21 protein-coding genes and 1 riboswitch are annotated in these 22401 nt (G+C 60.5%); of the genes, 11 read left to right on the top strand and 10 right to left on the bottom strand.

Annotated elements, in window-relative coordinates:
* Nucleotides 1-132 precede the first annotated feature (132 nt).
* From BQ9846_RS10950 to BQ9846_RS10930, 5 genes are all read left to right on the top strand, one after another.
* On the top strand, nt 133-1551 hold the full coding sequence (locus BQ9846_RS10950) for a cytochrome ubiquinol oxidase subunit I (RefSeq protein WP_075880994.1): 1419 nt from the start codon (nt 133-135) through the stop codon (nt 1549-1551).
* Nucleotides 1548-2549: a cytochrome d ubiquinol oxidase subunit II gene (locus tag BQ9846_RS10945; protein ID WP_075880993.1), complete on the top strand. Its 1002-nt coding sequence runs from the start codon at nt 1548-1550 to the stop codon at nt 2547-2549. The genes BQ9846_RS10950 and BQ9846_RS10945 overlap by 4 nt, the downstream gene beginning before the upstream one ends.
* A gap of 216 nt (nt 2550-2765) precedes the next feature.
* Nucleotides 2766-3416: a peroxiredoxin gene (locus BQ9846_RS10940; RefSeq protein ID WP_075880992.1), complete on the top strand. Its 651-nt coding sequence runs from the start codon at nt 2766-2768 to the stop codon at nt 3414-3416.
* A 124-nt stretch (nt 3417-3540) separates the two neighbouring features.
* Nucleotides 3541-4449: an MBL fold metallo-hydrolase gene (locus BQ9846_RS10935; RefSeq protein WP_075880991.1), complete on the top strand. Its 909-nt coding sequence runs from the start codon at nt 3541-3543 to the stop codon at nt 4447-4449.
* A 121-nt stretch (nt 4450-4570) separates the two neighbouring features.
* Nucleotides 4571-5005 (top strand): protein tyrosine phosphatase family protein, encoded by a 435-nt coding sequence (locus BQ9846_RS10930; RefSeq protein ID WP_075880990.1) that lies wholly within the window; start codon nt 4571-4573, stop codon nt 5003-5005.
* On the opposite strand, the gene BQ9846_RS10925 is transcribed toward BQ9846_RS10930, so the two are convergent.
* Entirely contained in the window at nt 5000-5866 is an 867-nt protein-coding gene (locus tag BQ9846_RS10925; RefSeq protein ID WP_075880989.1) for an alpha/beta hydrolase, read from the bottom strand. The genes BQ9846_RS10930 and BQ9846_RS10925 overlap by 6 nt on opposite strands.
* A 151-nt stretch (nt 5867-6017) precedes the next feature.
* Between BQ9846_RS10925 and BQ9846_RS10920 the strand changes: the two genes are divergently transcribed.
* A complete protein-coding gene (locus tag BQ9846_RS10920) occupies nt 6018-6269 on the top strand; it encodes a hypothetical protein (RefSeq protein ID WP_075880988.1) in 252 nt (83 codons plus the stop codon).
* A gap of 57 nt (nt 6270-6326) precedes the next feature.
* Here the strand turns inward: BQ9846_RS10920 and BQ9846_RS10915 are convergent, their stop codons facing one another.
* The 4 genes from BQ9846_RS10915 to BQ9846_RS10900 form a co-directional block, all read right to left on the bottom strand.
* Nucleotides 6327-6980, bottom strand: a complete 654-nt coding sequence (locus BQ9846_RS10915) for a peroxiredoxin (RefSeq protein WP_075880987.1) — start codon at nt 6978-6980, stop codon at nt 6327-6329.
* Nucleotides 6981-7068: 88 nt separating this feature from the next.
* Nucleotides 7069-7839, bottom strand: coding sequence for an ABC transporter substrate-binding protein (locus BQ9846_RS10910; RefSeq protein WP_235818982.1), 771 nt, complete (start codon nt 7837-7839; stop codon nt 7069-7071).
* Between the two features lie 113 nt (nt 7840-7952).
* Nucleotides 7953-8693, bottom strand: coding sequence for an ATP-binding cassette domain-containing protein (locus BQ9846_RS10905; RefSeq protein ID WP_075880985.1), 741 nt, complete (start codon nt 8691-8693; stop codon nt 7953-7955).
* Nucleotides 8690-9388 (bottom strand): ABC transporter permease, encoded by a 699-nt coding sequence (locus BQ9846_RS10900; RefSeq protein ID WP_075880984.1) that lies wholly within the window; start codon nt 9386-9388, stop codon nt 8690-8692. Before BQ9846_RS10900 ends, BQ9846_RS10905 begins: the two co-directional genes overlap by 4 nt.
* Nucleotides 9389-9564: 176 nt before the next feature.
* Between BQ9846_RS10900 and BQ9846_RS10895 the strand changes: the two genes are divergently transcribed.
* Entirely contained in the window at nt 9565-10449 is an 885-nt protein-coding gene (locus tag BQ9846_RS10895) for a helix-turn-helix transcriptional regulator (RefSeq protein ID WP_075880983.1), read from the top strand.
* Nucleotides 10450-10473: 24 nt separating this feature from the next.
* On the opposite strand, the gene thiC is transcribed toward BQ9846_RS10895, so the two are convergent.
* Nucleotides 10474-12330, bottom strand: coding sequence for a phosphomethylpyrimidine synthase ThiC (gene thiC, locus BQ9846_RS10890; protein WP_075880982.1), 1857 nt, complete (start codon nt 12328-12330; stop codon nt 10474-10476).
* Nucleotides 12331-12403: 73 nt separating this feature from the next.
* Nucleotides 12404-12560, bottom strand: a riboswitch (TPP riboswitch).
* 238 nt (nt 12561-12798) lie between these two features.
* Here thiC and BQ9846_RS10885 point away from each other — a divergent pair.
* From BQ9846_RS10885 to fabB, 3 genes are all read left to right on the top strand, one after another.
* Entirely contained in the window at nt 12799-15849 is a 3051-nt protein-coding gene (locus BQ9846_RS10885) for an EAL domain-containing protein (protein WP_075880981.1), read from the top strand.
* A gap of 81 nt (nt 15850-15930) precedes the next feature.
* Complete coding sequence (gene fabA / locus BQ9846_RS10880) at nt 15931-16446, top strand: 3-hydroxyacyl-[acyl-carrier-protein] dehydratase FabA (protein ID WP_075880980.1); 516 nt, start codon at nt 15931-15933, stop codon at nt 16444-16446.
* Between the two features lie 12 nt (nt 16447-16458).
* Nucleotides 16459-17676 carry a beta-ketoacyl-ACP synthase I gene (fabB, locus tag BQ9846_RS10875; RefSeq protein WP_075880979.1) on the top strand — a complete coding sequence of 406 codons (1218 nt, stop codon included), beginning with the start codon at nt 16459-16461 and terminating at the stop codon, nt 17674-17676.
* Nucleotides 17677-17762: 86 nt separating this feature from the next.
* On the opposite strand, the gene BQ9846_RS10870 is transcribed toward fabB, so the two are convergent.
* Complete coding sequence (locus BQ9846_RS10870) at nt 17763-18491, bottom strand: lysophospholipid acyltransferase family protein (protein WP_075880978.1); 729 nt, start codon at nt 18489-18491, stop codon at nt 17763-17765.
* Nucleotides 18488-19378, bottom strand: coding sequence for a sugar nucleotide-binding protein (locus BQ9846_RS10865; RefSeq protein ID WP_075880977.1), 891 nt, complete (start codon nt 19376-19378; stop codon nt 18488-18490). Before BQ9846_RS10865 ends, BQ9846_RS10870 begins: the two co-directional genes overlap by 4 nt.
* 214 nt (nt 19379-19592) lie before the next feature.
* On the opposite strand from BQ9846_RS10865, the gene BQ9846_RS10860 reads away from it, so the two are divergent.
* Entirely contained in the window at nt 19593-20126 is a 534-nt protein-coding gene (locus BQ9846_RS10860) for a hypothetical protein (protein ID WP_144049415.1), read from the top strand.
* A 73-nt stretch (nt 20127-20199) separates the two neighbouring features.
* On the opposite strand, the gene ssb is transcribed toward BQ9846_RS10860, so the two are convergent.
* The gene (gene ssb / locus BQ9846_RS10855) at nt 20200-20796 is read right to left on the bottom strand and encodes a single-stranded DNA-binding protein (RefSeq protein ID WP_075880975.1); all 597 of its coding nucleotides are present in this window, start codon (nt 20794-20796) and stop codon (nt 20200-20202) included.
* 142 nt (nt 20797-20938) lie between these two features.
* Nucleotides 20939-22318: an MFS transporter gene (locus BQ9846_RS10850; protein ID WP_075880974.1), complete on the bottom strand. Its 1380-nt coding sequence runs from the start codon at nt 22316-22318 to the stop codon at nt 20939-20941.
* Between the last annotated feature and the right edge of the window lie 83 nt (nt 22319-22401).

Below are 22401 nucleotides of genomic sequence, written 5' to 3'. Positions count from 1 at the left end.
TTTACGCTAAAATAAAATACACGTGATAAGCATATTCCATTAAAAACTAAAAGCCGCCGCCATATGGACGCTGGTTTTTATTGTTAGTGGAAAGGCCTATCTCTTTTCCGCGACGTGCTCTGGGAGGTCATCATGGAGCTTGATCCGCTGTTGCTCTCAAGGCTGCAATTTGCCTTTGTGGTCTCATTTCACGCCATCTTTCCGGTCTTCACCATTGGCTTGGCGTCCTACATCGCCGTGCTTCACGGCCTGTTCTACACCACCAAAAACGAAGCCTGGGATCGCCTGGCGCTCTTCTGGACCAAGGTCTTCGCCGTGGTCTTCGGCATGGGCGTAGTATCCGGCATCGTGATGTCGTTTCAGTTCGGCACCAACTGGAGCAACTTCTCCCAGGCGACGTCGAATTTCCTCGGCCCCGTGCTGAGCTACGAAGTCGTGACGGCTTTCTTCTTGGAAGCCGCTTTTCTTGGTGTTCTTCTTTTTGGCCGCCATAAAGTCCCGGAGGGTGTACACCTGTTTGCCGCCATCATGGTGGCTGTCGGGACGTTTATTTCCTCCTTCTGGATACTTTCCGCCAATAGCTGGATGCAAACCCCGGCAGGCTTTGAGGTTATTGATGGCCGCTTCCATATTACGTCTTGGATGGAAGCCATCTTTAACCCGTCGTTCTGGTACCGCTTTGTCCACATGGGCATGGCGTCGTTCTTGACCGGTGGTTTTGTCGTCGCAGGGGTAAGCGCCTGGTTCCTGCTGCGTCAGCGCGATGTCGAGGCCAACAAAAAAGCGCTCTCGATGTGCTTGTGGCTGCTGCTGTTTTTAGCACCGGCGCAAGCGGTCGTGGGTGACTTTCATGGTTTGAATACCCTAGAGCACCAGCCGACTAAGGTTGCCGCGATGGAAGGCAATTGGGAAACCCAGTCCAACGTACCACTGCTGTTGTTCGCCATCCCGGATCAAGACGCACAAACCAACCACTTCGAAATCGGCATTCCGAGCCTTGCCAGCCTGATCCTGACCCACCACGCTGATGGTGTCGTACCGGGTATTACCGAGGCAGCGCCTGATGAGCAGCCGCCGGTGGCCATTGTGTTCTGGTCGTTCCGCATCATGGTGGCGCTTGGCTTTGCGATGATCGGCGTGGCCATTGGCGGGTTGATACTGCGCCGCCGTGGCCGGGTTTACGAAAATCCGATGTTCCTCAAAGTGCTGGTCGCGATGATCGTATCGCCCTTCCTGGCAGTGTTAGCGGGCTGGATTGTCACCGAATCTGGCCGTGCGCCGTGGTTGGTGTATGGCGTCATGACGCACGCACAAGGGCTCACCCCCTCGCTCACCGGTGGAATGGCGCTGTTCACGCTGATTGGCTATATCGCAGTATATAGCGTGGTGTTCTGCGTAGGTGTCTACTACCTCACCCGGGTCGTACGCAATGGCATGCTGGAAGACCCAGAAGAAACGCATGGCGAAGTGGAGCGTCCTAAGCGCCCGCTCTCTGCTGCACATACGCCGTTTGATGACAACGACAGTGATATGCAAGGAGCCCGCTCATGATCGATTCATATTTGCCGTTGATTTGGGCCGGTATTATCGGCTTTGGCGTGATTATGTACGTCCTGATGGATGGCTTCGATCTGGGCTTGGGGATTTTATACCCCTTCGCCCCAGACGAGGAGGCTCGCGATGTGATGATGAACTCCGTGGCACCGGTGTGGGATGGCAACGAAACCTGGCTTGTCCTGGGGGGCGCCGGCCTGCTGGGTGCCTTCCCACTGGTCTACTCGGTGTTTCTGCCCGCGCTCTATATCGGCGTCTTCTTGATGCTGGCGGGGTTGATCTTTCGCGGTATCTCGTTTGAGTTTCGCTTTAAGTCACGCAAAAACCGCCACTGGTGGAATCGCGCGTTCTGCTGGGGCTCGGCGGTCGCCACCTTTGCCCAGGGCGCGGTGGTCGGCGCCTATATTCAGGGCTTCGCGGTGGAGGATTTCGTCTATGTCGGCGGTGCGCTGGACTGGCTGACCCCGTTCACGGTGCTCACCGGCCTCGGCTTAATGGCGGGCTACGGGCTACTGGGCGCCACCTGGTTGATCATGAAATCGGAAGGCTATGTGCAAGCGTGGGCGTATCGCATCACCCCCAGGCTGTTGTTCGCGGTGCTGGGGGTATTCGCGATCATCAGCCTGTGGACGCCGCTGGTAAGCCTTGAGGTGCGCGAGCGCTGGCTGAGTCAACTGCACCTGATCTGGATATTCCCCATTTTAGCGCTGGTTTGCGCCGGCCTGCTCTACCGTGCTGTCAAGCGCCAGCAGGAAGGCCTGCCCTTCGTGATGGCGCTGGGGCTTTTCATCTTCACTTACCTGGGGCTGATCGCCAGTAAGTGGCCGGTGGTCGTCCCCCCCGACCACACCATCTGGGATGCGTCGTCAGCGCCTGAATCGCAGCTTTTCCTACTGGTGGGCGTTGTCTTCATCATCCCCGTGGTCGTCGGCTACACCGCCTGGACCTACTGGGTGTTCCGCGGCAAGGTCAAAGTCGGCGAAGGCTACCACTAAGCGCACCATCACCGATTATCTCCCCCTCTGCATATTCCTATATGCAGGTTTGGGCGCCCTCGCGGCGCCCTTTTTTATGGCATTTCGATAACCACACCCTATTTGCCCTATAGATTAGGTTGCCTTGCTTATATTCATAAATAATCTAACATTATAACCCACATGGAGATATCGTCTCCTACCGATAAACACCCATCACTGATATGGAGTAAGACGATGCAAGCACAAGCAGAGACTCAACCTGTCATGCCACAACTCAACCGCCCGGCTCCCGGCTTTACTGCCAAAACGACTCATGGGCAAAAATCGTTAAGCGACTATACCGGTCGCTGGTTGGTGCTTTTTGCTCATCCCGCTGATTTTACGCCAGTCTGCACCACCGAGTTTTCTGGCTTTGCCACTCGCGCGGATCAATTCGCCGAGCTTAACTGCGACTTACTGGGGCTTTCGATCGACAGCGTTCATGCGCACATTGCCTGGAAGCGCAGCATTAAAGATAACTTTGGCGTTGAAATTCCCTTTCCCATCATTGCCGATTTGGATATGAAAGTGGCAAACGCCTACGGCATGATTCAGCCAGGCGCCAGCGATACCGCAGCAGTCCGCGCCACCTTCGTTATCGACCCAGAAGGCGTGCTACGCGCTATGCTCTACTACCCCATGACTAACGGCCGTTCCGTCGACGAAGTATTGCGCTTGGTGAAGTCGCTCCAAACCAGTGACGCACACGGCGTCGCCACACCAGAAAATTGGATACCTGGCGAGCCTGTCATCGTTCCACCGCCCAACACGGCAGAAGGCGCAGAAGCGCGCAAGGACGAGGGCTATGAATACACCGATTGGTATTTCTGCAAGAAAACCTTGTAAACACCGCGACGCAATCGCCAATATCTATCTAGCCGTAAAAGAATGAATAAATAGCTAACGGGTATAATGCAGCAACGCAAGGCGCCTCACCGGCGCTTTGCCGCTTCACTTTTAGGAGGCCCCTATGCAAACGTTTGCCCTTTCACCTAGTACAGGCGCCAATGCCCCCGATGTCGCTGGTTTTTTCGAGCCGCGTACCTTCAGCGTTCAGTACATCGTCAGTGACCCCACCACCCAGCAGTGTGCGATCATTGATCCGGTGCTCGATTACGACGAAAAATCGGGTGCCACTGCCACTCACCACGCCGATGAACTCTTGGCTTATGTCAAAGAGCAGGGCTTGACGGTACAGTGGATTCTCGACACGCATCCACACGCCGACCACTTCTCCGCAGCGCACTACTTGAAAGAGAAAACCGGCGCACCGACCGCGATTGGCACTTACGTCAAAGACGTACAGGAGCTGTGGAAAGGCATCTACCACTGGCCCGATTTCCCCGCCGACGGCCGCCAGTGGGATCACCTCTTTGCCGAGGGCGATACGTTTAAGGTCGGCAACCTCGACGCGCGGGTCATGTTCTCGCCGGGCCATACGCTCGCCTCCATCACCTATGTGGTCGGCGAGGCGGCGTTCGTTCACGACACGCTCTTTCAGCCGGACTTCGGCACTGCCCGCGCGGACTTTCCCGGCGGCAGTGCCAAGGTGCTGTGGGATTCGATTCAGGCGATTCTCACCCTGCCCGACGACACGCGCCTCTTCACCGGCCACGACTACATGCCGGACGGCCGCGAACCGCAGTGGGAGAGCACGGTTAAGCAGCAGAAAGCGGAGAACCCGCACCTGGCCGGCATGAGCGAGGCCGACTTTATCGCCCTACGCGATAAGCGCGACAGCGAGCTGCCCATGCCCAAGCTCATCCTCCACGCGCTGCAGATCAACACCCGCGGCGGACGTTTGCCCGAGCCGGAAGCCAATGGCAAACGCTATCTCAAAATCCCGCTGGACGCGCTAGAGGGCGCCGCCTGGGAGTAAATAAGCAACGTAACCACGCTCGACACCACCGCTGAGAGGTGGTGTCTTATGCGTTTTAGCGCACGATTATTTCGCCCTGCTGTAGATGAAAGTGGTGTGCCGAAAACATAAGGAGATTGCCGTGAATATCCACGAGCTTGAGCCCGGCTTTGCTATCAGCGAAGCGCTTACCCCGGATGACCTGGAAGACGTCGCCGCGCGCGGTTACCAATCGGTTATTTGCAACCGCCGCCCCGGCGAGGCCGAGGACCACCCCGATGATGCACGCTTGAGCGAAAAGGCCGCTTCTCTGGGTCTTGAGTGGCGCTGCATTCCGGTGACGCCCGGCGATTACAGCGACGCGGATATTGCCGCCTTTGGCCGCGCGCTGGACGAGCTACCCACCCCCATCCTCGCCTTCTGCCGCAGCGGCAAGCGCGCCGTGCACCTTTGGGCCCACGCCAAAAGCCAAGGAGAGAGCTGCGATATTCCCGCGCTGCTCAAAGCCGCCCGCGACGCCGGCCACGACTTGGAAGAGCGCCGCCACGCGCTAGAGGCCGCGCAGAGACATTCATAACAGAGCCTGATCCAAGAACGCCACTAATTCATCACCGTGCTGGGCAAGGCTTTCACTTAAATCGTGCCCGCCCTCGACCCAGCGCAGCGTTGCGTTGTTGTTGTGATCGGCTAGCGCCCGGGCATCCTCGGGCGGGATGACGGTATCGTGTTCCCCGTGAACCAAGAGCACCGGACAGCGTATCTTGCCGAGCGTATTGATGGGGGCAATCGCGTCGAAGCGGTGATCGATCACACGCTCCACGTAGCGCAGCACGTACCAACCCAAAGGGAAAAACGGCAGGCCTTTGTCTGCCAGCCAGCGACGCATCATGCCATCGGGGTGGGCAAAGCTCGACAGGCTCACCACCGCGTCGATGTCGTCGCGGCGCGAGGCCGCAAGCAGCGTGGCTGCCGCCCCTACCGAGTGGCCAATGAGGGCCGTCGGTCGCGTGGTTTGGGTTGCGTGCAGCCAGGCAAGCGCGGCGTCGATATCTTCGGCAAAGCGCGGCATGGAGGAGAACGTGTCGCTATCGCTGTTGCCATGATTGCGCACATCAAATAGCAGCACGTTCCAGCCCGCCTTAAGCAAAAGCGGCGCCAACCCCAAAAGCGTGGCGCGGTTCGCGCCCCAGCCATGGGTGATCACCACATGGCCCCGCGCCGCTGCCGCCGGTAGCCACCAGCCCTCCAGCCAGCGTCCGCGCTGGGTAGGAAAGCGTATCGTGTCACCGTCGAGGTCATAGACATCAAGCGTCGTGATGACCGGCTCACGCGGGGCCGCCAGTTCGCGCTGTAGCCGCCGGTGAAAACGCTGCTGCAGGGCAATACCCAGCGCTGAACCGCCTGCTAACAACCCCGCTGCGTAAAGCCAACTGTTCACCGTCTACTCCCCTGTTTCACTCCACACGCGCGTCATAACATCGTCATGCTGCAAAGCAGCTAAGATAGTCTATACTATATGCTTAGTAGATTAAGCATTAAGCATTACTATTCAGAGTGAAATACCCATCAGGAAATACTAAGGATGTTGTATGTTCGTTCGGAAGTATCGCCTTGCATGGATTCATGGCTTTGTTGACGGCGAACGGGGTAAAAGTCACCAGACGCTAAAAGGTATTCCCGGCTTTCGCTACACCAATGGCTGGATTGAAGGCCAAGCAAAGCGCCATGGATACACTTACGGTTTAAGTGGTGTTACCCAACAGGAGCTAGATGCCGCGCGTCGTGCCATCAAGCCCGAACCGCACCACCCCTGGGACAATGTCAGCTGGTCGTTACTTTGAAAAAAAGCCACCCCGTGCCGAGGGTGGCTTCGTTGACCTAGTGCGCTGTCGTTTTGCTTACTTGGGCAGTTTGGTTCTGCGCAAGTAAGTAAAGACCGCCTCAAAATCACCGTATTTAGCTTTCGCGTCTTCATCGGAGACGCTTGGCGGAATGATGACGTCCTGCCCAACGGTCCAGTCGGCCGGTGTGGCGATGCCGTGCTGCGTGGTGGTCTGCAGCGCATCCAGGGCGCGCAGTACCTCGGCGAAGTTACGGCCGACCGTCATCGGATAGGTCATGGAGAGCTTGAGCTGCTTATCCGGTCCAATGATAAATACCGAGCGCACCGTGGCACTATCGGCGGGCGTGCGGCCGTCCGGCAGGTAGGCTTCCGCCGGGAGCATGTTGAAGAGCTTGGAAACTTGCAGGTCTTCATCGGCGATGATGGGAAAATGCACATCGTTGCCGCAGTAGGTTTCGATGTCGTTGATCCAGCGCTTGTGCTCCTCCACGCCGTCAACCGACACGCCGATCACCTTGGTACCGCGCTTTTTCCACTCTTCATCGAGTGTCGCCACGGCACCAAACTCGGTGGTGCATACCGGCGTGAAGTCCTTCGGGTGTGAGAACAGAATCGCCCAGCTATCGCCGATCCACTCGTGAAAGCGAATCTTGCCTTGGCTGGTATCGGCTTCAAAATCCGGTACAACTTCGTTAATCCGTAGTGACATTGTCGGCTCCTTTTAGAGGGTGAATAGCACCTATATAACATGGGTGCTGAGCGGTCATATTACAACCATGACCGCTCACCCGGGCGCCTTACTTTGCGTTAGGGAAAAACAGCTGTTGGCCGTCGACCTCAAAGTCCGCGATCGCCTGCTGGCCCTCGTCTGATAACAGCCACTCGTGCCACTGCTCGGCGAGGTCATGCTTTAAGTGCGGATGGCGCTCTTCGGATAGCAGCAGGCTGCCGTACTGATTGAACAGCACCTCATCGCCTTCAAATAGCAGCGTCAAGTTTTGCGGATTCTCAAAGGCTACCCACGTAGCGCGATCGGCCATTACGTAGGCGTCCATGGCGGCGGCCGTATTGAGCGTCGGCCCCATGCCGCTGCCCAGCTCGCGGTACCAGTCGCCACCTGGTTCCACACCGGCGCTCTCCCACAGGCGCAGCTCGGCGCGATTGGTGCCGCTGTCATCGCCGCGCGAGGCAAAGGGCGCCTCGGCCTCGGCGATATCCGCCAACGCCTCGGCGGCGCTCTGCGCATCGGCGATGCCCGCCGGGTCACTTTCCGGGCCAATCAGCACGAAGTCGTTATACATGACGTCGGCGCGCTCGCTAGCGTAGCCGTTTTCGACAAACCGCTTTTCGCCGGCGGTATCGTGTACCAACAGGCTATCGGCATCGCCGCGGCGGGCAATCTCAAACGCCTGCCCGGTGCCCACGGCCACCACGCGCACCTCGATATCGGTCGCGTCCTCGAATTGCGGCAAAATGGCATCAAACAGTCCCGAGTTCTCCGTCGAGGTGGTCGAGGCCAAGGTAATGTACGCCTCTGCCTGCGCCTGTACGGCCCAGCCGGCACTCATCACGCCCACAAGGGCAAAGGTTAGCGTTGTTTTCATGGGTCGTTCTCCTGTGTCAGACAATAACGTGCAGGGTCGTTACAACGGTCGCTACAGCATCCAGGTCGAAGGCGTCGTTACTCGACTAACTCTCCGGCCAGATAGGCCCGCGCCTGCTTTGAGGCGGGCGCGGTAAAAAAAGCGTCAGCGGGGGTGTGCTCGCACACTTGGCCGCCGGCTAAAAACAGCACGTCGCCGGCCAAACGGCGCGCCTGGTGCACGTCATGGCTGGTCATCACGATACGCGTGCCCTGGCGCTGGAATTCACGTACCGCCTCCTCCACCGCTTTAATGGCCGCCGGGTCGAGCGCCGAGGTGGGCTCGTCCAGAAACAGCACCTCAGGCGTGAGCACCCAGGCCCGCGCCAGCGCCAAACGCTGCTGCTCACCGCCGGAAAGTACCCGCGCGGGGGTCTCCGCGCAGGCGCTTAAACCAAAGCGCGCCAAGGCACCAAGCGCGAGTGGCTTGCGCGCCTTACGCGGGGTTTTGTTCACCGCCAAGGCGTGGGTGAGATTGGCTAGCGCCGAACGTCGCAACAGCACCGGCTGCTGAAAAACCATCGCTTGGCGCGGTACCCGCTCGCCCCAGCGGACCTGCCCCTGTGTCGGCGTTAGCAAGCCATGCGCCAAGCGCAGCAGTAAACTTTTGCCTGCGCCGTTAGGCCCCATCACCAGCGTCGGGCCGGGGTCGGCTAAGGTAAACGCGCACGGCCCGAGCAGTGTTTTGCCCTGGTGGTGAAAGGTGACGCCGTCAAACGCTAGCGCCGAAGGCGTTGGGCGTGCGGACACGTCGGAGAGAGAGGCATTAAACGACGTCATCCCATCCGCCTCCTCGCCATCTCGCCAATGACGTAGGCGCCGGCGTTAATCAGCATCACCAGCGTCAGCAACACGATGCCAAGCCCCAGCGCGAGAGGCAGGTCGCCCTTGCTGGTCTCCAACACAATCGCCGTGGTCATGACGCGGGTTACCCCGTCGATGTTGCCGCCCACCATCATCACCGCGCCCACCTCGGCGCTGGCGCGGCCAAAGCCCGCTAAAAGCACGGTCAACAGCGCGAAACGGGCATCCCATAACAGCGTGGGCATCATGCGGGCCTTCGACATTCCCAGCGAGACAAACTGCTCGCGGTACTCGCCCAGAAGCTCCTCCACCTTTTGCCGTGACAGCGCGGCCAGAATCGGCAGCACCAGCACCACCTGGGCAATCACCATGGCGGTGGGCGTAAAGAGCAGGCCGAACTCGCCCAGCGGCCCGGCGCGAGAGAGCAGCAGATACACCGAAAGCCCCGCCACTACCGGCGGCAACCCCATCAGCGCATTGAGCGCGACCACCACCGCGCTGCGCCCAGGAAAGCGCCACAGCGCCACCGCCGCCCCGAGCGGAAACCCCAATAGCGCCGCGACCAGCACCGCCAACAGCGAGACCTTAAGCGATAGCGCCACAATCTGAAACAGCGTGGCATCCAAGTTCAGCAGCAGCGATAGCGCCACATAAAAGGCGTTGTTTTCCACAAGCGTTTTCCCAAGTTTGCGACGACGCGCTCCTAGACATTGGCGCTTTACTCTTTGCATCGTGTGCTTTTATTTGGCTGTTTTCATCCTATGGTGAAAAAAGTGCAGCCATAGACAGGATTACGGCATACTGAGTCTTTGCGCGATCTCGCCTTCGAACGATTAAGGAGCCACCCATGCCGCTGCCCGCTTACCTCACCACGGCCGAGGTCGCCGACTACCTGCGCTTGAAAGAGCGCAAGGTTTACGATCTGGTGAGTCAGGGGGTGATCCCCTGCGTGCGGGTGACGGGAAAGCTACTCTTCCCCCGTCAGCGCATTGATCTCTGGCTGATGAGCCACATGGAGGGCGATGACGCCGCCAGCGCCCCAGCGCCACCGGTGCTCGCGGGAAGCCAGGACCCGCTGCTGGAGTGGGCGATCAAGGAGAGCGGCGCCGACTTGGCGCTTCTCTGCCAAGGCAGCGGCGATGGGGTCCAACGGCTGCTCGCGGGCAAGGCGATGGTCGCGGGCATGCACATCTGGCACGCCGAGCGACAGCGCTACAACGACCCCGGCGAACTGGGGCTTAACGGGATGCGCGACTTGGTGCTGATTCGCTGGGCCAAGCGCCAACAGGGGCTACTCTTGGCCGCGGATAACCCGCACCGCCTCGCGGCGTTTGCCGATATCGCCCGCCCGGGCATTCGCCTCGCGCATCGCCAGCCGGACGCCGGCGCCAGCCACTTACTCCAGAGCCTGCTCGCCTACCACCGTGTAGACGCCAGCGCGCTGACCTGGGCGCAAAACCCGTCGCTTAGCGAAGACGATCTGGCGCTTGCCATTCGCGAAGGCGAGGCCGATGCGGGCGTGGGGATTGAGGCCGCCGCGCGCCGTCAGGGGCTTGCGTTTATCCCGCTGCAGCAAGAGTCTTTCGACCTCGCGATGCGTCGGCGCCACTACTTTGAGCCACCGCTGCAGCGCCTACTCGACTTCGCCCGCAGCGAGCGCTTCGCCCAGCGCGCGGCGGCACTGGGCGGCTACGACATCCGGGAGCTTGGGCGCGCGGTGTATAACGCTTAAGCGCCGCTACAGCGCTTTATACCACTACACCTCCTTGTACAGCTCGGCGCCTTCGCGGCGAAACTTCTCGGCCTGCTCCTGCATGCCGCGGTCGCGGTAGGTGTCGCGCACCTCTTGGCTAATCTTCATCGAGCAGAACTTGGGCCCGCACATGGAGCAGAAGTGCGCCACCTTGGCCGAGTCCTTGGGCAGGGTCTCGTCGTGGTATTCGCGCGCGGTGTCCGGGTCCAGCCCCAGGTTGAACTGATCCTCCCAGCGGAACTCGAAGCGCGCTTTCGACAGCGCGTTGTCGCGGCGCTGAGCCGCCGGGTGCCCCTTGGCGAGATCGGCGGCGTGGGCGGCGATCTTGTAGGTGATGATGCCGGTCTTGACGTCATCCTTGTTGGGCAGGCCCAGGTGCTCCTTGGGCGTCACGTAGCAGAGCATGGCGCAGCCGTACCAGCCGATCATCGCCGCCCCAATGCCGGAGGTGATGTGGTCGTACCCCGGGGCGATATCGGTGGTCAGCGGCCCCAGGGTATAGAAAGGCGCCTCGTCGCACTCGGCCAGCTGCTTGTCCATGTTCTCCTTGATCAGGTGCATGGGCACGTGACCGGGGCCCTCGATCATCACCTGAACGTCGTGCTTCCAGGCGATCTTGGTCAGCTCACCGAGGGTTTCGAGCTCGGCGAACTGGGCCGCGTCGTTGGCGTCGGCAATCGAGCCCGGACGCAGGCCGTCGCCCAGGGAGAAGGCGATATCGTACTGCTTGCAGATCTCGCAGATCTCCTCGAAGTGGGTGTAGAGAAAACTCTCCTGGTGGTGATAGAGGCACCACTTGGCCATGATCGAGCCGCCGCGGGAGACGATGCCGGTGACGCGCTCGGCGGTGAGCGGCACGTAGCGCAAGAGCACGCCGGCGTGGATGGTGAAGTAGTCCACGCCCTGCTCAGCCTGCTCGATCAGGGTGTCGCGAAACACCTCCCAGGTCAGGTTCTCGGCGATGCCGCCCACCTTCTCCAGCGCCTGATAGATGGGCACCGTGCCGATGGGCACCGGCGCGTTGCGAATGATCCACTCGCGGGTTTCGTGGATGTTGGCCCCGGTGGAGAGGTCCATGATGGTGTCCGCGCCCCAGCGGATACCCCAGGTCATCTTGTCGACCTCCTCCTCGATAGCGGAGGTGACCGCCGAGTTGCCCAGGTTGCCGTTGATCTTCACCAGGAAGTTGCGCCCGATGATCATCGGCTCGGTTTCCGGATGGTTGATGTTGCAAGGGATGATGGCGCGCCCGGCGGCCACCTCATCGCGCACGAACTCGGGGGTGATCTCCTCGGGAAGCCGGGCGCCGAAGCCCTGGCCCGGATGCTGATGGCCCAGAATACGCTCGACTTCTGCGGTACCGAGCGCTTGACGGCGCTGGTTCTCGCGGATGGCGATGAACTCCATCTCCGGGGTGATGATGCCCTGGCGCGCGTAGTGCAGCTGGGTGACGTTGCGGCCAGCCTTGGCGCGTCTGGGCGTGCGGGTCAGGTCGAAGCGCAGCGGCGCAAGTGTCGGGTCGTTGGCGCGGCGCCGGCCGTACTCACTGGTGGGACCATCGAGAAACTCGGTGTCGCCGCGCGCCTCGATCCAGGCCCGGCGCAGCTCGGGAAGGCCGCGGCGCAGGTCGATGGCGGCATCCGGGTCGGTGTAGGGGCCGGAGGTGTCGTAGACCAGCAGCGGCGGGTTCGCTTCATCGATGCCGGAGGTCCGGGTGGGCGACAGGGTGATTTCCCGAAACGGCACGCGAATATCGGGCCGTGAGCCTTCGATATAGACCTTGCGTGAAGCCGGCAACGGCGCGATGGCGGCGGCGTCGACCGTGGCGGTCTCGGCGAGAAAATGCTGTGTCTTGCTCATGCGAAAAGCTCCCGTGGTGGTGGCCAGGGAGGCGTGGGGACTGGCAAGAAACCTATGAAACGGCGCAAGCGAGCGCGTGCCAGTGCTTGATCCCTACGCCGGTACCCTTTCTGGCATGGCGCCAGAAAATTAGCCGGATCAGGTTCAACGGGACCAGCGCTTGGCAGTCGTTGATCAACGACTGCCCTGCGCCATCTCAGCCGGATTCACCGGCACCCCGTCAAGCGAGTTCGACGAGTCTAGGGCAAGCACGCCCCTTGCGCAATACAGTGCAAACTTGCGCAACGCAATGCATAAGAGGGCGAAACGCACCGAAAGGCGTAGCCAAAAAGTTGACTTGGGCACTAGACGGACACGCAAAGTTACGCGAGTCTAACAAGTGTCGACAATTTAGCGGGTGCTGACACGCCAGCGCCTCGAAAAGGCGACACCGTTTTCACGAGCATCACCGTCAAAGGGAGCTTTCGCGTGGCAGGACGCAAAGGTTGCACCACCAAATCGTTTTGCCTGCGCCGGCTTGCGGCCGGGTTTATCTTGCTTACCGCCGTGCCGGCTTACGCCGCTGAGCCCGGCCTTCAGCTAAGCTACGCCGAAAAAGCCTACCTGGAGGCCAACGAGCCGATCGTGTTTGTCAGCCAGCGCGCTTATCCGCCGTTCGAGTTCGTCGATGACCAGGGCGAGCGGCAAGGCATGATGGTGGAGCTGGCCCACTGGATCGCCACCGAAGCCGGCTTTCACGCCCAGTTTTCCCACACCGACTTCAGCGCCGCTCAGGCGCAGGTGCAAAACGGCAATGCCGACGTGCTTACCAGCTTTTTCTACAGCGAAAGCCGCGATCAAACCTTTGATTTCACCCAAACCATTTTCGAAGTACCGGCGGCCATTTTTGTCCGTGCCGACCGCCCCGATATCGCCCGGCTTTCCGACCTTGATGGCCGCCGAGTGGCCACGCAGCGCGATGATTACGCCGAAGAGTACCTGGCAGAGAGCGACATTGATGTCGAGCTCGTCGCCACCCGCAACTTTGCCGAGGCCGCCCAAGCGGTGATCAATGGCGACGCCGATGCCATGATCGGCGACGAGCAAATCGTGCTCTACCACCTTTACCGCGAAGGGCTCAACGATGAGATGAAACGGGTCGGCGAGCCGCTCTATACCGGTTTAAACGCCATGGCGGTCGTCGAAGGCAATCAACCGCTTCAGAGTATTCTCAACAAGGGCATCGATCAGGCCCGCGCCCAAGGCACGCTGAACCGGCTTAACGAAAAGTGGCTAGGCCAGATACTGCCTTCGGCGCGCATCAACTGGCGTGACTACTGGCCCCACGCCTTGATTGTGATCATCGCCGCGCTCTGGGTGATCGCCTGGAACCTGCGGCTGCGCCAGCTGGTGCGGCGCAAAACCCGCGAGCTGCGCCACAATCAGGCACGCTTAACGGACATTCTGCACGCCACCCGTACGGCCACCTGGGAATTGGATGTCGCCAGCGGAGAGCTTGCCGTCAACGACTGCTGGGCCGAGATGCTGGGCTACGCGCCTAACGAACTGACCACTTGCAGCCTCTCGCAGTGGCGCCAATGGGTACATCCCGACGACCTTACCGAGGCGGAACACGCCTTAAACGCGCATATCTGCGGGCAAACGCCCAGCTACTCCTGCGAGTTTCGCCTGCGCCATCGCGATGGCCGCTGGCTGTGGGTACTCGATCGCGGCAAGGTCACCAGCCGCAATGCCCAGGGCCAAGCCTTGAAAGCCTCCGGCACCCGTATCGATATCAGCGCCGAGCGCCACGCCGAGGCGGACCTGCGTCTGGCCGCCAGCGTTTTCCACAACGCTCACGACGCCATCCTGCTCACCGATAGCGCGGGCATGATTTTGAATGTCAACGCGGCGTTTACACGCATTACCGGGCTAGGCGCCGAAGAGGTGGTGAGTACTCACGCAAGGCTGCTCGATCACTTAAGCGGCGGGCAGGATGTCTGGCAGGGTGAAGTGACGCAAACGCGCAAGAGTGGCGAACGCTTCCCGACGCTGGTGACCATCTCCCGGGTCGATAACAGCGCCGATCGCAGCGCCCACTTTGTGGTGGTATTCACCGATATTTCCAGCCAAAAAGAGTACGAAAGCCGGCTCGAATACCTGGCCTATTTTGACCGCTTGACGGGCCTGCCTAATCGCGAACGTTTAACCCTGCACTTAACCCATGCCATGGCGAACGCACGCCGACACGGTCACCGCGTGGTGCTCGCCTATCTCGATCTTGACGGTTTTAAAGAGATCAACGACACCCATGGCCATGCGCTGGGCGACCGGGTATTAAAGGTGATCGCCGAGCGGCTGCACGACTCGGTGGATCGTAACAACACGGTGGCGCGCCTGGCCGGCGACGAGTTTGTGATTCTGCTGCCCCACCTGAATAGTGACGACGCGATGCAGCACATGATCAATCGGCTCATTCAGCAAGTGAACCAGCCGCTGTGGCTCGACGGACACGAGCTCCACGTATCCGCCAGCATCGGGGTGGCGTGCTATGCCGGCCACCCAAACGACGCGAGTGACGATATCGAGCCGGATCAGTTTATCCGCCATGCCGACCACGCCATGTATCAGGCCAAGCAACTGGGCAAAAATCGCTGCCATATTTTTGATTCCGCCCACGAGCGCGCCATCCGCGGTCATCACCAAAGCATCGCGCGTATGCGCCAGGCGCTAGACGATAACGAGTTCGTGCTCTTTTATCAGCCCAAGATCAATATGCACAGCGGCGAGGTGATCGGCGTTGAAGCGCTGATTCGTTGGCAACATCCCGACAAAGGCCTGCTGCCCCCCGCGGCATTTTTGCCCGAGCTACAGCAGCACACCCTGGCCATTACCGTGGGGGAGTGGGTCGTTTGCACGGCGATAGAGCAGTTTTGCGCCTGGGAAAAACGCGGCGTGCACCTGCCCGTGAGTATCAATATCGACGGCATTCATCTTCAGCACCCCGGCTTTGCCGACTGGCTACGGCAGATGCTTGCGCGCTACCCAAGCGTGGGGGCGGGTGATATCGAAATCGAAGTGCTCGAGAGCAGCGCCCTGGACGATATCCACCAGGTAGCGGGTATCATGCGACACTGCCAATCGTTTGGCGCGCATTTTGCCCTGGATGACTTCGGCACCGGTTACGCCTCGCTGGCTTACTTGCGCTACTTACCCGTCGGACAGCTTAAAATCGACCGTAGCTTCGTCTTCAACATGCTCGATAACAGCGAGGATTTGGTCATGCTCAAAGGCGTGCTCAGCCTCGCCAAGGCGTTTCAGCGGCGCGTGATCGCCGAGGGCGTGGAAAGCTATGCTCACGCGCGGGCGCTGCTGGCGCTGGGCTGCGAGTACGGCCAGGGCTACGCTTTCGCCCGCCCCATGCCCGCCGACGATATCCTCCCTTGGGTGGAAGGCTTCACCCTGCCAGACGCCATGGCGTATCCACCGGAAGACGCCAGCGCGAGCGCCCGCCACGGGGCCGCTCAAGGAAAGGCTTAGGGAAAAAGCCCCGCTACGTGCATTCGCTCGCTTCGGGAAGTAGACTACACCCACAATCATCTCGACACTCGGAACGAATCAGTGACCAAGCAACACTCTTTTGATCGCGAAGAACTGCTGGCCTGCTCGCGCGGCGAGCTTTTCGGCCCCGGAAACGCCCAGCTTCCGGCTCCCAATATGTTGATGCTCGATCGCATTACGCACATTACCGAAGATGGCGGCGAGCACGGCAAGGGCGAACTGATCGCCGAGCTGGATATTACCCCCGATCTGTGGTTTTTCGACTGCCACTTTCCCGGCGACCCGGTGATGCCCGGCTGCCTGGGCCTAGACGCCATGTGGCAGCTCGTCGGCTTCTACCTTGGCTGGCTCGGCCACCCCGGCCGCGGCCGCGCGCTCGGCTGTGGCGACGTTAAGTTTTCCGGCCAGATTTTGCCCGACGCGCAAAAAGTCACCTACCGTATTAATATCAAGCGTATTATTACGCGACGTTTAATCTTAGGTATCGCCGACGGAACGGTCTCCGTCGACGGCCGTGATATTTATCAGGCAAACGACTTGCGCGTTGGCCTATTTACCTCCACTGCGAATTTTTAACAGGAGGCTCCCATGCGACGAGTGGTAGTCACCGGCCTAGGCATCGTCTCTTGCCTGGGCAACGACCAGCAACAGGTGCTAGAGGCGCTCAAACAGGGGCGCAGCGGCATTCGCTTTAAAGAAGAGTACGCCGAGCGCGGCTTTAGAAGCCATGTGGCCGGTAGCGTGGATATCGACCTCAACGCGCTGATCGACCGCAAGCTGATGCGCTTTATGGGCGACGCGGCCGCTTACGCCTATGTCTCCATGGCGCAGGCCATCGAAGATGCGGGCTTAACCCCTGAGCAGGTCTCCAACGAGCGCACGGGCCTGATCGCCGGTTCCGGCGGTGCCTCAAGCGCCAACCAGGTCGAAGCCGCCGATGTGCTGCGCGAAAAAGGCCTGCGCCGCGTGGGCCCCTACCGCGTCACGCGCACCATGGGCAGCACCGTTTCGGCGTGCTTGGCCACACCGTTCAAAATCAAGGGTGTGAACTACTCCATCTCATCCGCCTGCGCGACGTCGGCGCACTGCATCGGCAACGCCATGGAGCAGATCCAGCTGGGCAAGCAGGACGTGGTGTTCGCCGGCGGCGGTGAAGAGGAGCACTGGACGCTCTCCTGCCTCTTCGACGCCATGGGCGCGCTCTCGACCCACTACAACGACACGCCGGAAAAAGCCTCGCGCCCCTACGATCAGGCCCGCGATGGCTTTGTGATCGCCGGCGGTGGCGGCATGCTGGTGCTCGAAGAGCTAGAGCACGCCAAAGCCCGCGGCGCCAAGATTTACGGCGAACTGGTCGGTTACGGCGCCACCTCGGACGGTCACGATATGGTCGCGCCCTCCGGTGAAGGCGCGATGCGCTGCATGCGCCAGGCGATGGCAACGGTCGACGGTGATATCGACTACATCAATACCCACGGTACCTCGACCCCCGTGGGCGATGTGGCCGAGCTCAAAGCCGTTCGCGAGGTCTTCGGCAACACCACCCCGGCGATGAGTTCGACCAAATCGCTCACCGGCCACTCCTTGGGGGCCACCGGCGTGCAGGAGGCGATTTACTCGCTGCTGATGATGCAAAACGACTTTGTCGCCGCCTCCGCCAACGTCGAAAACCTCGACGAACAGGCCGATGGCTTTGATATCGTCACCCAGCGCCGCGACGGCGTGACGCTAAACCGGGTGCTGTCCAACAGCTTCGGTTTTGGCGGCACCAACGCCTGCCTAGTGTTCCAGCGCTACGCGGACTAACCTCCACAGCGCTTGAAACCAAACGGCGCCGCTGCTCACGCAGCGGCGCCGTTTTTAATGGGCCATTGGAACGTAATAAAAATAGTTTACTCCGGGCGCGGCACCTCGGAAATCTCCTTAAGCTGCCCTTCCACCCAGGCCTCCACTTCTTGCATCACCCCATCCGGGGTTTTATCGGTCGTGTCGATCGGCGCGCCGATGCGTACCCGCAGCACCCCGGGGCGTTTCACCCAGTCGCGCCCCGGCCAGCGCTCGCCGGCATTGTGCGCCACCGGCAGCACCGGCACCCCGGCTCGGCAAGCAATCACGCTGCCGCTTTTGTTGTAGCGCTTGCGCACCCCCGGGTCGACGCGGGTGCCTTCCGGGAAGATCAGCACCGAGAGCCCGCTTCTCAAACGCGCCTCGCCCTGCGTCAGCACTTGCTTCATTGCCCGCGCGGGTTTGGAACGATCCAAGGCGATAGGATGCAATAAGCGCAGCGCCCAGCCAAAAATAGGGATTTTCAACAGCTCTTTTTTGAGCACCGTACAGACCGGGGGTTTCATCACCTGGAGAAAGACGGTTTCCCACTCGCACTGGTGGTTGGCCTGAATCACGCAGGGGCCGCTCGGCAAGTTTTCACGGCCTTCGATCTCGTAGCGCACGCCGCACGCCCAGCGAAACCACACCACGATAAAGTAGTTGTAAAGGTTAAGCAGCCGGTAGCGGGCGGAGAGCGGCAGAAACGGCGAGATGGGCAGAAACAGCACCCCGCACAGCAGCATGACGGTGAAATATCCCAGGTAAAAAACAGCGCTACGCAGGATGTTGATCAAGACGCGCCCTCCGCGCTATCCGCTTTTTGCGCGTCACGGCTTAGGCACCACGCATCCAATAATCTGCCCACTTCCAAGCGCCACGGTTTTTGATGCACCCCGAACACATCCAGCACGCGGCGGCAGTTCAATACTCGGCGCAGCTTGGCATCATGGTGATGGTTCAGCGCCTTCACCTCGCCCAAAGGAATATTTTCTCCGCGCCCCTCTAAGTGGGTCGCCAGCTGGGTGCGCACCATTGAGGTAAAGGTAAAAGCACTGACCGGCTCGGTGCCCGCCAGGTGGTACGCGCCCCAGGCGTTGGCCCCGCAGCATAGCTGCTGCAGCATGCCCACCAGCGCAAGGGCAACCGCATCCGCCGAAGTGGGGCAGAAAACCACATCTTCCGCCGCCCGCACGTTATCGCCCACCACCAGGCTATCGATGATTTCATTAACCCAGGCGTGGCTGCCCTCGAGCGCAAACAGCGGCCCCAAGCGCACAATCAAATGGCGCGGGTGCTCGGCCCGAATCCGGTTGCCGGTGTTAACCAAGCGGCGAAGGCTTTCATCGCGCGGTGCCGGCACCACGTGCTCGTCAATCGGCACGTCAAACCCGTCTTCGTAAAGCTGATCCGAGACGCACCACACCATGGCCACCCCTTGAGAGCGACACGCATCAAGGCACCTATCCACCGCGTCCGCGTGGGCGGTGACCGCCGCCGGGGCCAGGGTAAGCGGGTGCGCCAGCGGCGGGATGATCACCGCATCCGGCGCCACCTCCCGCAAGCGTTCAGGCGTGAGAGACGTATCCTGCTCGATCACCAACTCCGTATCCGAGCGGCGCCCCGCCTCCCGCGCTAGTGCCAGGCTCAAGCAGTGCCCCGCATCTACAATCAGCAGCTTCACACTATCTCCTTGACAGGCTTGAGAGCGGCTATTTTCCACGCTTAACCCAGGCGCGTCCAACACTCTTCGCCACCGCGAGTCCTGCCAGATTGATCCAAAGCAAATTCACCGCCAAACCGTGACGCCCGATAACCCAAGTTATGGGTGCATTTAACGATTCTCTCCTAGCGTGAATAGGGCAAGTCCGACATTCGATTTCTCGGGGGAGAATCACGTGAATGAAGCCACAGCAAGAACAACAACCGATACATTAGCTCAAGATACATTGTCTCGCGTCTGCCTGCCGGAAGAGCAGCTGTTTTTGGGTGTGGAGCACGAAACCCAAGAGAGGCACCGCTTCCGCGGCTTTGAACTCAGCTTCCTGCCCAGCAGTGTACCGATCAGCCAGCTAATGGCGGCGTTGGGGATGGATTGCGAGCAGCGCTTGGCGCGTCTCAAGGAGAAGGCCAAGGGACTTCAAATGAGCGAGCCGCTCGTCCTCTCCCACCACCCGGGCACCATGCCCACCGATATGCGACGCCAGCACTTTTTCGTCATCGACCGCCTCATGGCATGCGAGGCTTTGAAGAACGCTCTGGCGGCCGGCGAGCATTCTCGCCAGTTTTACACGCAGTTGTTGGCTGTCTGCAGTGCCCCGGAACTGCGGCCGCTGTTCGAAGAGATTGTCGAACAGAAAGAGAATGCCTGCCGCATTCTGGAAGAAGTGCAAGAGAACGCAAGGCCTCTCAAAGACGTCAGCGCCGAATGAGAGGAAGCCGAAAGGCCCAACCCCAACGAAGCAAAAAGCCCCGAACATTCGGGGCTTTTGCGTTTCGGCCGGCCTAGAATGGTATCTCGTCGTCGAAGTCGTCGAAATTGCCCGGGTCCGGCGCGCCGTAGTTGCTGTTTTGCTGAGGGTTCTGCTGCGGTTTCTGTGCCCCCTGCTGGTTGGGGTAGCCGCCTTGGGGCGCGCCGCGCTGCGGTTGCGGTGCCGGCTGGCCACCGCCCTGAAACTGGTTGCTCGGCTGCGCGTAGCCGCCCTGCTGCGGGGCGCCTTGGTAGCTGTCTTGCGCCATGCCGCCGCCCTGGAAGTCGCCGCCGCCGCGAGAATCAAGCATCTGCATATCGTTGCCGACGATCTCGGTGGTGTAGCGGTCCTGACCGTTTTGGTCCTGCCATTTGCGGGTCTGCAACCGCCCTTCGATGTACACCTTGGAGCCCTTTTTCAGGTACTGCTGGGCGATCTCGGCGGTCTTGTTGAACAGCACGATGCGGTGCCACTCGGTGCGCTCCTGGCGCTGCCCGCTTTGGCGGTCCATCCAGGTATCGGTGGTCGCAAGGTTAAGGTTCGCCACCGCCGTGCCCGAGGGGGTGAAACGGACTTCAGGGTCTTGCCCTAAGTTGCCAATCAAAATAACTTTATTAATGCCGCGCGCCATAAAAGCTGCTCCTTATCTGTCTTTAAGCTCTGATCTTAAGTTTGGGTCTTAAGTTCTGTCTTTGAATTCTGTGTTTACAAAATCGTTCTGCAAAACGGGGCCGAAAAGACGGCTTACATCGTGCAGGTGACTTAATCTTTTCCTAGCGCTTAGGGGGTGATAAAAGCCGGGATAACGCGTCTTGGTCAAGCTGTTGTCGGTTGACCTTGAGGTAGGCCAGGCGCTCCTCGGGTACCACCATCACATCTTCCACGCCGGCGACATCCGCCAAGCGCTCCAGCAAAACGTCCATCGTATCCGTCTGCTCCTCGCTCAGGGCCACCACTTCGCTGGACAGCGGCGGCGGCGAGGGCATCGACAGCATGGCGATCCACCATAAAAGCGCAAGCGTCGCCGCGCCGAGAAACACCGCCGAAAGCCCCCAGGTGTGCGCCAGCCACCCGCCCAGGGTGCCGCCCAAGAAGGCGCCGAGAAACTGCCCGGTGGAGTAGACCCCCATCGCCGTGCCCTTGGCACCGGCGGGGGCGAGTTTACTGAGCATGGAAGGCAGCGTGGCTTCTAGCAAGTTAAAGCCGGTGAAAAACAGCAGCAGCCAGAAAAACAGCCCAGCGCCCTGAGAGAGCGGCAGCCCTAGGCTTGCCAAACTCAGCACCATCGCGCCAATCGCCAATAGGCACATGAGCTTCATGCGCTGTTTTTTCTCGGCGATGATGACCATGGGGATCATCAGCACAAAGGCTGCGCCCATAACCCCCAAGTAGGCAAGGCCGTGATGCTCGACGCGGATACCGGCCTCGACCAAGCGAAAGGGCACGGCGACAAAAATCGCCATTAACAGCAAATGCAGGGTAAAAATCGACAGATCCAGCCGCCACAGATCGGGCCGCGTGATCACATGGCGCAACTGGCGACGGTCCATGCCCACGTCGCGGTGCTTCAATCGCCGCGGCGCCGGCGGTATCCAGCGCCACAGCACTAAAAGCCCGATCAGCGTCAGCGCCGCGGTGAACCAAAACACCCCGGCAAGCCCGACCCACGCTGCAAGCCACGGCCCCAGCACCATCGCCAGCGCGAACGAGAGGCCAATCGAGAGGCCGATTGTCGCCATCGCGGCGGTGCGCACCTGTTCGCGGGTCTGATCCGCCAGCAGCGCCATAATCGCCGCCGCAACCGCCCCGCTGCCCTGCAGGGCGCGCCCCATGATCACCCCGGCGATCGAATCCGCCAGCGCCGCTACCACGCTGCCGGCGGCAAACAGCAGAAGCCCTATGGCAATGAGGCGCTTGCGCCCGAAGCGGTCGGAGAGCAGGCCGAACGGAATCTGCAAGCACGCCTGAGTCAAGCCGTAAATCCCCAGCGCCACGCCAATCAGCAGCGGCGTGGCGCCGGCCAAGGCGTCCGCGTAGAGGGTGAGTACCGGCAATACCATGAAAAGCCCGAGCATACGCGAGGCATAGAGCCCGGCGAGACCGCTAATCGCACGGCGCTCGGAGGCCAATAGCAGTGCGGAAACCTTACGCATAGCATCCTTGTGGTAAATACGATGAAAAGGGCGCGATACCGGCCATTGATAACGCGGCGTGAAACCGAACGGGATAGGTCTCA

Origin of the sequence: Vreelandella massiliensis (genome assembly GCF_900155385.1) — a bacterium.
Classification (GTDB): Bacteria; Pseudomonadota; Gammaproteobacteria; order Pseudomonadales; family Halomonadaceae; genus Vreelandella; species Vreelandella massiliensis.
The sequence above is the reverse complement of the archived record's forward strand: the minus strand, read 5'-3'. Positions and strand labels throughout refer to the sequence as shown.

Bases quoted from the DNA above. Each gene is read 5' to 3' on its own strand.
- thiC (WP_075880982.1), bottom strand. From the start codon at position 12,330: ATGAGCAAGACACAGCATTTTCTCGCCGAGACCGCCACGGTCGACGCC.
- BQ9846_RS10935 (WP_075880991.1), top strand. From the start codon at position 3,541: ATGCAAACGTTTGCCCTTTCACCTAGTACAGGCGCCAATGCCCCCGAT.
- BQ9846_RS10910 (WP_235818982.1), bottom strand. From the start codon at position 7,839: ATGAGTGCCGGCTGGGCCGTACAGGCGCAGGCAGAGGCGTACATTACC.
- BQ9846_RS10915 (WP_075880987.1), bottom strand. From the start codon at position 6,980: ATGTCACTACGGATTAACGAAGTTGTACCGGATTTTGAAGCCGATACC.
- BQ9846_RS10945 (WP_075880993.1), top strand. From the start codon at position 1,548: ATGATCGATTCATATTTGCCGTTGATTTGGGCCGGTATTATCGGCTTT.
- fabB (WP_075880979.1), top strand. From the start codon at position 16,459: ATGCGACGAGTGGTAGTCACCGGCCTAGGCATCGTCTCTTGCCTGGGC.
- BQ9846_RS10950 (WP_075880994.1), top strand. From the start codon at position 133: ATGGAGCTTGATCCGCTGTTGCTCTCAAGGCTGCAATTTGCCTTTGTG.
- BQ9846_RS10940 (WP_075880992.1), top strand. From the start codon at position 2,766: ATGCAAGCACAAGCAGAGACTCAACCTGTCATGCCACAACTCAACCGC.
- BQ9846_RS10850 (WP_075880974.1), bottom strand. From the start codon at position 22,318: ATGCGTAAGGTTTCCGCACTGCTATTGGCCTCCGAGCGCCGTGCGATT.
- BQ9846_RS10920 (WP_075880988.1), top strand. From the start codon at position 6,018: ATGTTCGTTCGGAAGTATCGCCTTGCATGGATTCATGGCTTTGTTGAC.
- BQ9846_RS10895 (WP_075880983.1), top strand. From the start codon at position 9,565: ATGCCGCTGCCCGCTTACCTCACCACGGCCGAGGTCGCCGACTACCTG.
- ssb (WP_075880975.1), bottom strand. From the start codon at position 20,796: ATGGCGCGCGGCATTAATAAAGTTATTTTGATTGGCAACTTAGGGCAA.
- BQ9846_RS10905 (WP_075880985.1), bottom strand. From the start codon at position 8,693: ATGACGTCGTTTAATGCCTCTCTCTCCGACGTGTCCGCACGCCCAACG.